The 16,832-nt window shown below is 29.4% G+C and carries 7 protein-coding genes; all 7 read right to left on the minus strand.

What is annotated here, in order from left to right:
• Positions 1 to 185: 185 nt before the first annotated feature.
• A complete protein-coding gene (locus Q0Y03_RS11160; RefSeq protein ID WP_297713911.1) occupies positions 186 to 1,634 on the minus strand; it encodes an ABC transporter substrate-binding protein in 1,449 nt (482 codons plus the stop codon).
• Between the two features lie 225 nt (positions 1,635 to 1,859).
• Positions 1,860 to 7,217: a discoidin domain-containing protein gene (locus tag Q0Y03_RS11165; protein ID WP_297713906.1), complete on the minus strand. Its 5,358-nt coding sequence runs from the start codon at positions 7,215 to 7,217 to the stop codon at positions 1,860 to 1,862.
• A 350-nt stretch (positions 7,218 to 7,567) separates the two neighbouring features.
• Positions 7,568 to 10,381, minus strand: coding sequence for a hypothetical protein (locus Q0Y03_RS11170; protein ID WP_297713907.1), 2,814 nt, complete (start codon positions 10,379 to 10,381; stop codon positions 7,568 to 7,570).
• A gap of 218 nt (positions 10,382 to 10,599) precedes the next feature.
• Positions 10,600 to 11,343, minus strand: coding sequence for a helix-turn-helix domain-containing protein (locus Q0Y03_RS11175; protein ID WP_297713908.1), 744 nt, complete (start codon positions 11,341 to 11,343; stop codon positions 10,600 to 10,602).
• 16 nt (positions 11,344 to 11,359) lie between these two features.
• On the minus strand, positions 11,360 to 14,509 hold the full coding sequence (locus Q0Y03_RS11180) for an alpha-mannosidase (protein ID WP_297713909.1): 3,150 nt from the start codon (positions 14,507 to 14,509) through the stop codon (positions 11,360 to 11,362).
• Positions 14,510 to 14,679: 170 nt separating this feature from the next.
• On the minus strand, positions 14,680 to 15,645 hold the full coding sequence (locus tag Q0Y03_RS11185; protein ID WP_297713912.1) for a carbohydrate ABC transporter permease: 966 nt from the start codon (positions 15,643 to 15,645) through the stop codon (positions 14,680 to 14,682).
• Between the two features lie 64 nt (positions 15,646 to 15,709).
• Entirely contained in the window at positions 15,710 to 16,669 is a 960-nt protein-coding gene (locus tag Q0Y03_RS11190) for an ABC transporter permease subunit (protein WP_297713910.1), read from the minus strand.
• Between the last annotated feature and the right edge of the window lie 163 nt (positions 16,670 to 16,832).

A 16,832-nucleotide genomic window follows, 5' to 3' on the forward strand; every position in this document is an offset into this window, starting at 1 on the left:
TCTGAGGTTAATCCAATAAATGGATTAACCTCAGATACGCCCCCATTTATTTACATCTATAAAAAGGAGTTGCTTCAAAATTAATTTACTTGATAAATATTTTGAAGCAACTCCTTTAGCCTTTATTATTTTAAATATTGTTATTATTAACTACTACTTATTTGTACTTTTTATTTTTATCTAGATTATTTACTAGCTTTCCATTCATCTATTTGTCTTTGCATTTCTTCTATAACTTTATCTACACCTTGTTCTTTTAACTTAGCGTTCATTTTTCCTAGATATTCATCAACATCTACTGACCCACTAAATAAAGCTGGTTTGAACTCTTCTACAACATTTGTAATTGCTGCTATTTCATTAGTAACATTTGTTGGGTCAAACTTAAATCCTAAAGCTACAGAAGCTATAGATTCATCATTGAACTTTTGGAAATCATCCCATTTAGTTGTTGGCTCATCTGACATTATATAGTTAACAAATAAGTTACCAAAGGCAAATGCTGAAATTTCATAATCTTTGTGTTTATCAGTGAATTCTATTTGAGTATCAGAAGTTTTAGTATAATGTACATCTTCAATACCATATACAATTAAGTTCTTTAAGTACTCATCTGTATTTAAAAGATTTAAGAACTCAACTGATTTTTCTTTATTCTTAGAGTTAGCTGAAATTGCAATCATTGATCCTGTAGTAGAACCGTTAGTAATATAAGCATCTGTTATAGGTGAAGTTACTATTTCACGTCCTGCTTGTGCAGACCAAATATTTTCTGCATAAGGTTGTCCATCAGCTTTACTTACAAAACTCTTAAGTGTAGGTTCTTCAGTTGCTGTTGCTGCATCTGCATTAATATATCCTAATTCATAATATCTTCTTAAAGTCTCAACTTGTTCTTTAAGGTATTCTGTTTCATATAAGTTTTTAACTGTTAATGTTTCATCATCAAATGCTACACCAACTGGTTCCACTATTTCATCAAACAATTGTGGTGGACGAACTCCATTCCATATATATAGTGGAACTACGTCTGGTTCATTTTCTTTTATAACCTTTAACCATGGTTCTAAATCTTGTAATGTGTGTAATTCTTCATATGGTATGTTATATTTATCTACTAATTCTTTTGAGAATCTCCACATTGGTGCACTTGATATTTCTTTTTGAGTTGGTACTGCATATATTTTCCCATCTATAGTAGCACCTTCCCAGAATCTTTCATCAATTGCTTCATACATTTCTTTTCCTGTTGTATCAAGATATTCAGTTAAATCTAAGAATGCTCCCTTTCTTGCATTTCCAAGATAGTCTCCTGCCCATGAACAAGTAAATGCTAAATCATAAGCTTCCCCTGAGTTTATAACCATTGATATTTTTTGATTGTAATCACCGAAGTCTGTAAATTTCATGTCTAATGTTGCATTTATTTTTTCTTTTAAATATTCATTTACTTTTTCTAATACTTGATTTAAATCACTTGGTTCTGCACCTATTGCATACCATACTAATTCTGTCGGCTTTTCAGTTGCTGTATTAGATGAACTACTTTGTTCAGACTTTCCACACCCAAACATCATGGTTGCTGCTAATACTGCACAGCTCATTAAAGATACTATTTTTTTGAATTTCATAATCTCTTCCCCCTACCAATTTCCTGTTGATATTGTTTACATTTAATATTATACCTTTATTTTAAATTTTTTCATATTGTATAATTTCTATATTTACTAGATAAATTCTATCATCATTACATTAATTTTTATAGATTCCAATAAAAAGAACTCTGCTAAATAATTACTTTTATCTATTATCTAACAAAGTTCTTATTTTTTTATAATTAAATACTATTTAATTATTTATTATTTTGATTTCTTTCTTAATTTTAACCCTCCAAGTATAGCCATTAATCCTCCAAGTATTGATCCATAAATAGCTGTTCCACCTGTTTGTGGTAACTTATTATTTTGTCCTTTATTTGAACTATTACTTCCACTTGATGATCCTGAACCATTATTATTGCTTGATCCATTACCACTATTTGAACCATTTCCAGCTCCATTATCCTCTTTATCTTCTTCATCTGGAATAATATCTTCTGGATTATCTATTCTTTCAAGATTCATTAAAGCACTTTCTATACCTTTTTGTAATGCATCAACAGTAGCTTGTTCAACCTCATCATCATTTAATATAGTTTCAGCTTTTGCTAATAATTCTTTTAATGGTACAGTACTTTCCTCTGTATATAATGATAAATCATATTCTTTCGCAGCTGTTACAACAGTAAATAACTTACTCTTATCAGCTTTTTCTCTTACATTACCAATCTTTTCTGTAAGCTCTTTAACTATTTCATCAACCTCATTTTGTGTTGCTTCACTATTATTTAATATAGCTTCAGCATCCATTATTAACTTATCTAATCCTTGAATTGTTGATGGAACATATTTATCTGTATTGTTTAATATAGTATTTCCAATTGAAATTATACTTGCTAATGCTACCTTATTTGATTTTAAAGTAAGCTTAACCATTGAATATGCTAAATTATCAAATGCATCTTTAACTTCCACTGCTGTTGCATCCTTATTAGCAATAACTTCCTTAGCTTCTGATAATGCTAATTGTAGGTTTGCCCAAGTTGATTCAGTATATTTATCTTCTGTTAAACCTTCTGCAGATTCTACTAATTGAACTAATCTTGAATTATCAATTATTTCAACTAAATTCTTTATAGCATCTACTAATTCTTGAGCAGCTTTATTTACCTCTTCTTGTGTTGCATTTTCATTAGCTAAAACTTTCCCTGCATTACTTATAGCTACTTGTAAGGCTTCAACACTACTTGGTGTTAAATCTGTTAAGTCTAACTCTTTAGCAACCTCTATCATTAATGAAAGAGCTGTTTTATCTACAGCATATTCTAAATTATCCTTAGCTTCTATTAAAGCTGTAAATGCACTATCAATTTCTTCTTGATTAGCCATTTCATTACTTAATACACCTTCAGCTACTGCAACTGCTTCTTGTAACTTATTCCATGAAGCTACAGTATAGTGTTCTTCATTTAATGATCTAATCATTTCTAAAGCAACTTCTAAATGATTTGTATCTGCAGGATTAACTACCTCAACTATAATTGTTGCTATAGTTTTACCATTATAATCTGGAGTATTAAATTCAACTATATTTGCTGTATAAGTATTAACTTTACTTATATCTATCATATTAGTTATTTCAGTATTTCCATCTCTATCTGTTATAGTAATATATAAAGAATCTGATAAAGCTGTTTCTTTATATAAATCATAATTTGGATCTATGAAATCTTGTCCAACTAATGATAAGAAATCTGTACCATTGATTGTAGAGTAGCTAGTTAAATATGAAGTTATGTCTAACTTATTAGATAATTTCTCAACTTCTCTAACCATATCAATAATTACGTTACTTGGTATTTCATTTTGATATGCAACAGGTCTTTGATTATTGTATTTTGAACCTGCTTTATATACAATATCTCCATATCCAAATAATTTAAATTCATAAGCATGTCCATTGCTAGTTCCTAATTCATGAGCTATTAACTTGTAATATCTATATGCACTAGGATTTTCAACTTCTCCTCTAAGATACTTATTTGACTCATTTATTCTTGCAAGAGTTTCAAAATTTTCTCCATCATTAGACACTAAAATTTCTAAATCTTTAACACCATAACTTTTGCTGTTATAATTAACAAATTCCCAGTTATAAATTACTTCTTCTTTTCCTAAATCTATAACTACTTCATCGTCATCATTCATTATTACCCAATATCCACTAACATCTTCAACACCATCAACCAACCTATAAGCATCTGGATTTGTTGTACTAACAATTTCACTACCTATCGCTAAGTTTGACTTTTCATTAGCCTTTTCAACTATATCTTCTGAATCAACATTTTGTGCATCTATAGCATCAGCTAACGCTCTTTCTAGTGTTCCCTCTGACATATCAAATCTTGAACTTGATAAATCTAAAGATATAAGATTTTCAAAGCTTTCAACATCTCCATATGTTAACTTTTCTAATGTAGTATTATTAGCACTTAATATTTGTAATGCTGTACATCCTGTAACATCTAACTCTTTTAAATTTATAGCATGAGTAAATGCATTTTTCTCAACCCTAACTAACTCTGAACATCCATTTAATGAAATTTTTTCAACTGCTCCAGTAAATGCTTGCTTTTCTATCTTGGTTATTTTAGTATTACTTAAATCTATCTCTTTTGCATTTTCAAATAAAGATAAACCACTTATATCTGTTATATCTAAATTTGATAAATCAAGTTTTCCACTATAACTCTTAACATCTTCCACAGTTGAACCTATATTTTCTTTTACAAAGTTTAATAATATCTCATCAGCAAAATGTTCTGATGTAAGTTCTCCATCTTTTACTGACTCTTTACCATAAACAACTTCTACTGGTTCTGACATATTACCTCTATAGTCTTCAAGAACTATTGTTAATTTTCCTGAGCCTGAAACTGGAATTGATTTAATACTATTCTTACCTCTTATATAATAATCATATTCTGTTCCATTTGTAGTTTGAGTTATAGCCTTTCCATCTTCATAAATATACATGTGCCACCAATCTATTGAGCTTGGAGTAGTTAATTTAACCTTAGATTCTGGCAATAATATTGCTTCTCCATCATATGGCATAGAATGTCCATCTGCTACTCTACTATTATAGTCAACGCTTTCATTAACAGTTCCATCAGCATTTACTGTAGAAATTGATAATGTATATCTACTTCCATCTCCTACTGGTACTATAATCCTTGCTGATGTTTCTCCTTTATTAACTGTAGTTTCAAAGCTTTCAGTCTTATCTGAATAAGCAAAGTTAACTTCTAGCTTAATTCTTTCAAAATCAGCATCTGGATTTTCCCAAGTTACATCAATATATCCCATACTTTCTTCTGCTTTTATATTTGATACCTTTGAAGTAAAATCATAATTAGTTGTTGCTGCTTCACTTTCAGTTCCATCTGCTCCTACTGCTGTTAATTTTAAAGTTACTGTATCTGTTGGTATATTCTTTATATAATAAGCACTATCGTAAGCTCCACCTAAATACATATCATTTCCATCTTTATCAACAGCATAAAGATTATATTGCTTTACTGTATCATAATCATCTAAATCCCACTCTACAAACAATTCCTTAGTATCGCTTATTGCACTTGTTATCTTAAATCCTGTTGGTGCTTCTGGCTTAGCTGCTGTACCATCAGTTACAGATAATTGTCCAATATTTATTTGATAATTATCAACTGTTTCTGATGATTCAAAAGCTAATCCTATAGTTGCAATTTCTCTTCCTTCAAATCCACTTAAATCAACTTCACTAGTAATCCATCCATTTGATTTATTAGTTGAATTATCTATATCTAAATAAACAACATTTTCTGCATCATCTTTAAATATTAATGCTAACTTCATTTTTGAAGTTGTATCTTCTGATACTTTTTGGAATGTTATTGATGCTTTTGAATCTTTATTAACATCTAAATCTGTTTTATATAAATGCAATAAATTTTCAGAATCTAATTTACCATTTACAACTAAAGAACTACCACCATTATAAGCACCTATTTGCGTATAAGTATCTTCTGTGTCCTTAGTGTATTCTGTACCATAATCAAATTCAACACCTAGTCTACTACCTTCTGTATCTATCCACCATTGCCATGTTGGAAGTATATCTTGAATATTTATATTTGACCATTCTTCATCATTAGACTTTTCACCATTAATCATGTAGTCTAAACCATGTCCAGTATTAAAGTTTGTAATAAAATTTGAACCATTTATAACTGAACGTTCTGTAATATATGCTGAAACTCCATCCCATTTCGTTGTTTCTGTAACACCAATTTCTTCTCTTGAGTAAGATTCATCACGAACAACCTCCGTTGGATCTTGGTTAACCCCTGAATACCACATACGCTCTCTATCTACAGTCATCCATTGATAATCATCATCTTGTCTTCTAAGTTGTGTCCAATCTCCTAAATCTTCATCAAGTCCATCATGAACAAATTCTCCACCTATCATTGCTATTGAGTTCATAGGCTGACCATCTTCATCAAGGTTATCTCTTAAGTCATATTTTTGATTAAAACGTTCTCCACCACCTTCAATTCCTGCAAAAACTGTTGACTTAACATCAACTCCTAAATCTTCTGCTGTTTCCTTAGAACTCTTAAGCATATCATGATCCCACCAATAATTTAGGAATATAGAATCTGCTATCTTATATCCATCTTTGGCATTACCAAAATTTTCATCCTTTAAAAATGAATCATTATCTTCATTTACCATATTTTCATAAGCTAAATCACCAGTTGAATCAACAATTGAATCATACCATTGAACATATACGCCTTTTTCTCTTAAATAAACCATGAATTCTTTATATAGATCTACCTCTTCTAACTCTATACTTTCTTCTTGATTTATAAAGTATCCATCAAATCCATAGTATTCACACATTTCTGCTAATTTATCAGCCACGGGGAAATTACCATTTTCATCTTTTTCAAGCATTGGTGAATGATATTGCCCTTCACGTGGTAAAAATATACATCCTAATGATAAAGCTCCATTTTTATGAGCTGCATTTGTATAGGCTGGGTTTGGTAAATTTAATATACCAAATTCAAAATATCTGTATTCCCAACTTGCACTTGCATCATATAGCTCTTCTGGAACTTCTGCTGTTGGTGTTCCATGCCATGAACCATAGTAATCTGTATATTGCCAAAAGTTAAATAAATATTGACTAAATTCATTAGTAGATTGATAAGTATCAAAAAATGCATTCCCATAATCTCCTGATAATGAAAAAAACTCTGTTGATGAATCTAATTCTGGATTTGCTTGTGTTGCAGCAAATGCTTCATTACGCTCTTGCAGTGGAACTTGAGCTCTCATATAAGGACCAAATACATCAGTTTCAGGAGACCATTCCCTTATATCATATACTCTATACCCGTGAGCATAAGGTTGATTTTCCCCCTTTGCACTTTCCCCCTCATAAGGCAAAGTATCTCCTGCATATGCTACTTGTGGAAAACCAGCTAATAATCCAGTAGTCACAGTTGCTGCCATAGCAATTGCCACTAGTCTTTTTATATTCTCATTTCTTCTAATCATTATAAATTCTCCCCCTTTTGTAATCGTAACCATTTGATGTTATAAGTATATTTCATGTCTTTTTAATTTTCTACACGCAAAATTATAACTAGTAGTGTAAATTTTATTCTTTTTTAATATATTCAATAATAAATTCAGTAAATATATAATTTATCCATTTTAAAATTTCAAAGTACAAAACCAAAGAGGCTGTATCACAATTGAATTTAATCAATCAATTATGATACAGCCCCTTGTAATTTAAAAATTTTTATACTACGCATTCCTGACTAACTTAATGAAAAAACATAATTTTTATTAAAATGAGTATAAACTTAATCCATGAGTAAATTAACCTTTTTCCATATATGTTAATTTTCCCCAGTTGAATGCTCTGATGCATTAATATTATTACCATAAAGCACTTCTACTGCTTCTGATTTATTACCATTGTAATCTTCAACAATTACAGTTAATTTACCTGTTCCTATAACTGGAATTGACTCTAAATCATCAACACCTCTTACGTAATAATCTAAAGTTTCTCCATTTACTGTATGTGTCTTAAGTTCATCATCTTCATAAATATACATATGCCACCAATCACTTGATGTTGGTGCTGTTAATTTCACTTTATCTTGTGATAATAATACTGCTGTCCCATCATAAGCTGATGAATGTAAATCTAATAATCTACTGATATAATTAATGCTTTCTATTACATTTCCATTTGAATCCAACATTGAAATCGTTAATGTATATCTACTTCCATCTGTAATTGGAACTTCAATCCTTGCTGATGATTTACCATTTTTCACTTTAGTTGAATAAACTTCATCATTCTCCGAATAATCAAGATTAACATCTACTCTAATACTTTCAAATTTGATATTTGGCTTTTTCCAGCTCACATCTATATATCCAACATTCTCTTCAACTTGGATATTACTTAATTTTTTATCAAAACTGAACTTTATTATTGATGCTTCACTTTCACTTCCATCTTCACCTACTGCAGTTAATTTTAAACTTACTGTATTTTTAGGCATATTCTTTATATAATAAAGTTGATCATATATTCCTCCTAAAAATATATCTTTTCCGCTATTATCAATTGCATATAAGTTATATTGCTTTACTGTATCATAACTTTCTAAATCCCATTCTACATAAGCTTCATTAGTCTTAGGCATTGCCTTTGATACCTTGAACCCTGTTGGTGCTTCTGGCACTACTGATGTACCATCTGTTATTTTTATTTCTCCAATATTCACTTGATAATCATCAACTACTTCAGTTGACTCAAACCCCAATCCCATTGTCGCTATTTTTCTTCCTTTGAATCCACTCAAATCTATTTCACTAGTAATCCAATCTTTTGATTTTTTATTTGAATTATCTATATCTAAATAAACAACATTTTCTGGATCATCTTTAAATATTAATGCTAACTTCATTTTTGAAGTTTTATCATTTGATACTTTCTTAAATGTTATTGATGCTTTTGAGTTTTCATTCAAATCTAAATCAGTTTTATATAAACGTAATAAATTGTTAGAATCTAATTTACCATTTACAACAAGTGAACTACCACCCTTATATCCTCCAATTTGTTTATAAGTGAATTTCTCACCATTTTCTATATCTGATCCATAATCAAAATCTGCTTGAAGTCTTGTTCCATCTGTTTCAATCCACCATTGCCATGTTGGAAGAATATCTTGAATATTTATATTTGACCATTCTTCACTATTAGATATTTCACCATTTATATAATAATCCATACCATGTCCAGTATTGAAGTTAGTAATGAATGTATTTTCTCTAATTACAGAACGTTCACTTATATACTTGGAAACACCACCCCATTGACTTGCATCTTTAACTCCTACATCTGGTCTTGAATATCCCTCTTTTTCTCCTACATCTAATGGATCAATTGTTACACCTGTATAGAACATTCTTTCACGCTCTGCAACCATCCACTGATAATCATCTTCTAAACTTGGATATTCATCCTTCATATCAAGGTCTTCATCTAAACCTGACATAACATAATCTGGAGTAAATAAAGCTATCCCCGTCTTTGGATTTCCATCTTCATCACATATAACATCCATATTTCTTGTTGAGTTATGACTTCCATCAAATTTACCCATATTAACTTCAACACCCATAAGTACTGAATCTAAAGGATTAATTCCTAAACGTTTTGCTTCTTCAAGGCTTGCATTAATATATTCTTGATTTGTGCTATCCCCATTATTCCATCCATCTGGTGAGTTCCAGTTGTAATTCATAAATATAGAGTCATTTACACGACCAAGAGATTCATCTTTAACAAATGAGCTATGTGATTGAATTAATGAAGGTTTATATGTTAATTTTCCTTCAACATCATCTATACAATCATACCACTGCGTATAAACCCCTGCATCAACTAATGTTTTAGTAAATTCTTTATATGGAACAATATGTGATGGATCAACACTAGTTTCTTGATTTATAAAGTATCCATCAAATCCAAAATACTCTTTAATTTCTATTAGCTTTTTAGCGACAATATATTCTCCATTTTCATCTTTCTTTAACAAATCTTTATATGGCTGTGCTGCTCTTGGAATAAATAAACATCCAATTGATTTTACACCATTTTTATGAGCTGCATTTGTATATGCCGGATTAGGTAGATTTAAAATACCAAATTCGAATTCAAATTCTGTTGGTGATGATTCATCATATAATGAAAATGGTACTTCTGCAGTAGCCATTCCATGCCACCCACCATAATAATCAGTATATTGCCAAAAATTATAAAGATATTGACTAAATTCATTTGTATATGAATTATTATCAAAAACATATCCGCCATAATCTCCATTTAAATTAGTAAGTGATGTTTCAGAATTTAATTTAGGATTTGCTTGTGTTGGTGCAAATGCCTCATTACGCTCTTGTAGTGGAACATATGCTCTTAAGTGATTTGCATATGGATCTGTCTCTGGACTCCAATTCTCAATGTCTATAACTCTATATCCATGTTGATATGGTTGATTTTCACCTCTTCTAGAATCCCCCGTTGGTGGCTTGTAAGTTCCTGCATTAGTAGGTAAAGTAGGTAATAATATTGTTACTAAACATACTCCTGCAATTATTTTTTGTATCCTTTTTCTTTGCTCTTTCATAAATATTCTCCCCCTTCTTTGTAATCGTAATCATACGATATGCAAATTATATTTCAATATCATTTTACTTTCTAGAACAAATAATATACACTATGGTATAAATTGTATTCTTTTATATATTTCTTCAATAATAAGTCCACTAAATACATAATTAATCCAGTTTTACTTAAATAAAAAAGGAAAGTCAATATTTTCATCAACTCTCCACTTTTCATTCTTCATACTATATTTTTCCTAATCTCATTAGGTGAAAAACCATAAACCTTATTAAAATGCGTGTAAAAATAATTTGTGCTTGTATATCCAACATCACTTGCAATTTGGGATATAGTATCACTTGTCATAGCTATTAATTCCTTTGCTATAAACAGCCTGTATAACATAAGATATTCTGTAAATTTCATTTTAGTTTCCTTAAAAAATAGTCTTCCTAAATACCCATTATTAAAATTAATATTATCTGCAATTTCCTTTAATGTTATTTCATGATTATATTTACTTTTAACAATTATTATAACCTTATTTACCACTTTAGATAAATCGGAATATCTTATTCCTAAAATAGGGTCTAAATCGTTATATTCTCTATCTATATTAATTTTATCTTTAATTATTCGCAAACACTCTTCAACAGCTAACTGTTCTAGATTATTTAATAAATAGTCATCGATACCACTTAAAAAAACTTCTCTTACCTTTAAATAGTCTGTAGAGGCTCCAACTGCAATATATTTTATATCTAAATTTAATTTTATAATTTTTTTAAGTATTTTTAATCCTTCACCATTATTTATATCTATATTAAAAAAAATAACATGCGGATTAAAAACTAAGATTTCTCTCATTATACTATTAAAATTACTGGTATCTTCAACTTCACTTATATTATGCTTCTTAAGTATAGCATTCAATTTAAGTTTTTTTAAATTATGTGAATCATCTACAATTAATATTCTATACATAAATCTCATCCCTTAATTAGATTGAATTTAATTCCCCTAACTTCACCTTGAAAGTTTTTATTTCATATGGCTTTATTATGAAGCTCACCCTATTTTCTTCACTATCTACTTTTAACATATTATTTTCCATCATGTCACTTTCATAAACGTAATTAATATCTTTACTAAACTCTAATGTACAGTTACTTCTCTTATTTTCATATTCATATAATCTAATAATTATATCGTCACTATCTTCAGCCTTTTTAATAACTTCAATCATTACATTATCTTTATCTATATTTACTAAACTTAATTCATTATTTAAGCTTCCAGTATGTGCATTTTCAACTTTTGTAAATAATTCAGTGTTTAAAGAATATGCCATTTGTGTAGTCTTGGCTTCCTTCCAAGTTCCTTCATGAATATATATAGAATAAGTAAATCTATGCTCTTCTTGGTCCGCAACTGGATTTGGATCTGTTCCACACTTAAGCATTGTTAATCTCATATTTCCATTCTTAATATCGTATCCATACTTACAATCATTAAGCATAGAAACTCCAAAATCACCTTCTGATAAATCTACCCACTTATGTCCACATGATTCAAATTGAGCTAAATCCCAAGATGTATTTTCATGAGTAGATCTTGTTATATTACCATATTGTATTTCATAAGTTGCTTCTTTTGCATTTATATCTAATGGGAATAGTGTTTTTAAAACTATGTCAAATTCCTTCCAATCAATATAAGAGTCAAAATCTATTCTTGGAATATCATTATATAAATGAATATTTTGAACTATAGTTGAATTTAAGAATTTTCTTTCTATTCTTAATGTACTTCTTACAGGCCCCCCTTCTATAACTTCAATACTTGATATATCATCTATTAACCACATTTTTTCTTTATAATAAATGTCAATATCCCAGTTATCAAAGAACATAGGCTTATCCTCAAATGCTTGTATTTGATTTCCTACTTCACCTTTCCTTAATACTTCTCTATTAGTTTTCTTATCTATGATAGATGCTATTTGTCCCTTATCATCAAATGTTAATTTAACAAATTTGTTTTCTCCACAATCTTTATTTAAACTTACAATTTTATTAGTATTATTTCTTGACTCAACTATTTTAAAGCTCTTATATCCATTAGAAGGTATATTTTCTGCAAAGAATATTACTTTATTATCTTTTACTTTTTGGCATATAATTTCTCTTCCACCTTCATCTAATAAAGCTACATTGCTCATCCCTTCTGGTATTTCAAAACTTGCAATATCAGATCTATTAAAGCCTAAAGAGTTAAATACTATTACACTTCTATCTTCTAAATTTATATTAGATGAAATATATTCTAAACCATTATTTAAAATTTCATTTCCACTTTTAAGTAATTCCTTATATTCTACTTCTGTAACATCATATACATCCTTAATAGATGAACCCGGTATTATATCATGGAACTGGTTCAATAATATAGTTTCCCAAGAATCTCTAATTTTGTTATATGGATAATTTCCACCTTCTATCATAGCTAGAGAATTCATCTTTTCTGCTGCTACATAAAGATTTTCACATCTTCTATTATCCCTCTTATTTCTTGCCATTGAAGTATATGTTCCTCTATGATACTCAAGATACAATTCCCCAACCCACTTAGGTACCTTTTTACCATTACTTAAATTCTTTTCTAATCTTTTAAAGTAATCTAATGAAGTTCCCATCTGAACTCTAGGTGCTCCAGGTATTCCTTTTGCTAATCTTCTTCCTGTTTCAAGCATTTCATAAGTGGCACCACCACCACCATCTCCCCATCCAAATGAAACTAAAACATCATTGTTTATATTTTTATTTTGATATCTTCTCCACGCTCCCATTATTGCATCTGGTCTAATATGTCCATTATAAGTTGTAAAGAATGATTCCTTATTTTGATTTGGTAAAGTTGTTGTTATAAAATGAGTTAATATTTCACTTCCATCAATACCTTCCCACATAAATGTATCATTAGGAATTTTATTAAACTGATTCCATGCAATTTTAGTAGTCATAAAATATTTTATTCCAGACTTCCTTAATATTTGTGGAAGTGCTGCTGAATATCCAAATACATCTGGCAACCATAATATCTCATTATCAACATTAAATTCTTCCTTGAAAAATCTCTTTCCATGTAATATTTGTCTTACTAATGACTCTCCAGATGTAACATTACAATCGGCTTCAAGCCACATTGAACCTTCTGGTTCCCAAACTCCATCTTTTATTTTTTCTTTAACCTTTTCATATAAATCTGGGTGATCAGTTTTTAAAAATTTATAAAGTTGTGGCTGTGAGGACATAAATATATACTCTGGATATTCTTCCATTAACTTTAATACAGTAGAGAAACTTCTAGCCACCTTTTCTCTAGTTTGAGCTACTGTCCATAACCACGCAACATCTATATGGGTATGTCCTACACATGTAGCAATTACATCACTATGACCACATAGCTCTCCATAAAACTTCTCTGCTAAATAATCATTAGTTTCTATTATACTTTTATCATATTGCTCTGACTTTGGTATTCTTAAATCAATTAAATTAATTGCATCATTTAATACAGTTAGCATATCAATTCTATTCTTATCTTCTTTATCTAGTTCTTTACAAACATCAACTGGCACTTTTAAATTGTAATAAAGTTCTCTAGCTTGTCTATCTAATACTACTAACTTACCACCTAAAGTTACTTTTCTATCAAATACTCTTCCAGCATATGCATGTAGATCTATATTATATATAGTTCCTGGTACTGCATCATTAGTTAAGATAAATTCTTGGTGATTAACATCTAAACCTTGAAGCTTTTCTCCATTAACATATAAGATAAATTGCGGATTAGTTACATTATCCCAGTTTTCATTATATGTATAAAAATTTAGTGCAATTGTCTTTCCCTTAAAGCTTTCTGGAACTATTACAGAACACTTAAACCAAGCATGCTTATCCATTCCACCCCATAGCTGTCCCTCGCTAAAATCCTTCCATTGCTCTTGTGGAATTTCATTTGCAATATCAATTGTGTCATATTTTCCTTCAACAATTCTAAAGTTATCTATAACTAATTTTTCTCTGTATATATATTTATCAATTTCACTACATATCTTCTCTATACGCTCTAATAAATAATGCATTTCTATATCCCTTCCTTGTAATAATATTTTAAAATAGTTAAGGGGTAAGAAATAAAAGTTACAGTTGAAGCTACTTAAGAAGCTTCTTAAATATCTATTTTCTAAATCCAACATAAAATGAATTTACTCTTTAACTTTTCTTTCCTACCCTTTTGACTATTAATTAATTTTTACTCCTTAACAGCTCCAATTGTTAATCCATTTACAAAATATCTTTGGAAGAATGGATATGCAACTATTATTGGTAAAGTTGATATTACAACTATAGCCATTTTAGCTGTTTCTTTTGGCATACTTGCTACTACTGATGCTGCATTCGCTCCTAATGCAGCCGCATTACTTGCTAAGAATTCCATAGATGTATCAATTCTTATTAGAATATATTGAAGTGGCATTAAAGCTGTTTTATCTATATATAACATTGCATTAAACCAGTCATTCCAATATCCTAACATTAAAAATAATGCAATTGTTGCAATACCTGGAGTAGATATTGGAATTACTATTCTTAAGAATGTTCTCCATTCTGATGCACCATCAATTTTTGCTGATTCTAAAATTGCCTCTGGTACTGACGTTTTAAAGAATGTTCTAAGAATTATTATATTAAAGGAGCTTACACATATAGGTAATATAAGTGCTAATAAGTTATTTTTTAATCCTAAAAATCTTGTAATAACAAGATAATTTGCAACCATCCCTCCTGAGAATAACATAGGTATAACCATTAATTTTGTAAAGAATCCCCTATATGCAAAACTTCTTCTAGATATTGCATATGCAAACATAGACATTACCAAAACGCCTAATATAGTTCCTACGATAGTTATAACTATTGTTACTCCATAGGATTTTAATATTGTGCTTCCTGATGAAAATATAAATTCATATGCCCCTAAGCTCCACTCTTTTGGGAAAAATGAATACCCATTAGCCTTTATATATTCCTCGCTTGTAAGCGAGATAATTGTTACAAATAAAAATGGTATTATACACATTGCTGCAATTAATCCAAATATTATATTTAATATAACGTTTGTTGGTTTTGATACCCTATTAAATCTATTTATTTCTTCTTCTGATTCTGCCTTTGATCTTTTTCTTTCATCCACTTTTTCTTTTAAAGATACTAAAATTCCTTTTTTATTAACATTTTCTGATTTAATTTTAATTGGTTCCATTTATTTCACCGCCTTATGTTTAGAAAAATGCATTTTCATTATCTACTTTTCTTACTATTCCGTTAGTTATTAACACTAGTATTAATCCAACAAATGATTGGTATAATCCAGCAGCTGTACTCATACCTATATTCCCAAGATTCATAAGTGCTCTATAAACATAAGTATCAATAACATTAGTTACTGGATATAATGCTCCTGAATCTTTTGGTAATTGATAGAATAATCCAAAATCTGATTTAAACATTCCACCGATAGATGTAATGAACATTATTATTAATACTGGTTTTAATAATGGTAAAGTTATGTTCTTGATTTGTTGCCACTTTGTAGCACCATCAATCATTGCTGCTTCATAATAAGATTTATCTATTCCACATATAGAAGCTAAGTAAATAACGGTTCCATACCCTATTGATTTCCATTGGCTCATAAAGACAATTATATAAGGCCAGAATTTTGATTCTGTATACCATGATACTGTATCTTTTCCCATTGAAGCTAATATATTATTAACAAATCCTTGAGTTGGACTTAAAAATGTATATAAACAGTAACTTACAACTACCCAAGATAAAAAGTATGGTAAAAACATTGCTGTTTGATAAAACTTTGATAATTTCTTATTAAAAAGTTCTCTTAATAATATTGCTAATGTAACAGGAATAATTATTCCTAAAATTATAAATGTAAAATTATATAAAATTGTATTTCTAGTAATTAACCAAGCATCACTACTTTGGAATAGAAACTTGAAATTAGCTAATCCCACCCATGGGCTCTTAATTAAACTTTCTATAAATCCACCTTCAATTCTCCATTGTTTGAATGCTATAACTACTCCAATCATTGGTAGATAAGCAAATATTAAAAACCATATTGCTCCTGGTAAAGCTAATCCTACTAATTGCCTATTTTCTTTAAATGTTTGCCATCTACTCTTTTTAATTATGCCTTGCGAACTTTTTGCTTTTCTCATTATTTCTCCCCCTCTTTTTGTAAGTTAGTGTAAATTTTTCTACACTACTTCTCTTTTTAAATCTTTATATATCAAGGTTTCGCAAGTTTTTTTGTATAAAAAAACAACGACCCCCTAATTTCATGTTAAAATTGAATCTCTTACAAAACAAAAATAACCATGA

This window comes from Clostridium sp. (assembly GCF_026168755.1).
GTDB lineage: Bacteria > Bacillota > Clostridia > Clostridiales > Clostridiaceae > Clostridium.

Coding starts and splice junctions, on each gene's coding strand:
- Q0Y03_RS11165 (WP_297713906.1), bottom strand. CDS start 7,217: ATGATTAGAAGAAATGAGAATATAAAAAGACTAGTGGCAATTGCTATG.
- Q0Y03_RS11170 (WP_297713907.1), bottom strand. CDS start 10,381: ATGAAAGAGCAAAGAAAAAGGATACAAAAAATAATTGCAGGAGTATGT.
- Q0Y03_RS11175 (WP_297713908.1), bottom strand. CDS start 11,343: ATGTATAGAATATTAATTGTAGATGATTCACATAATTTAAAAAAACTT.
- Q0Y03_RS11180 (WP_297713909.1), bottom strand. CDS start 14,509: ATGCATTATTTATTAGAGCGTATAGAGAAGATATGTAGTGAAATTGAT.
- Q0Y03_RS11190 (WP_297713910.1), bottom strand. CDS start 16,669: ATGAGAAAAGCAAAAAGTTCGCAAGGCATAATTAAAAAGAGTAGATGG.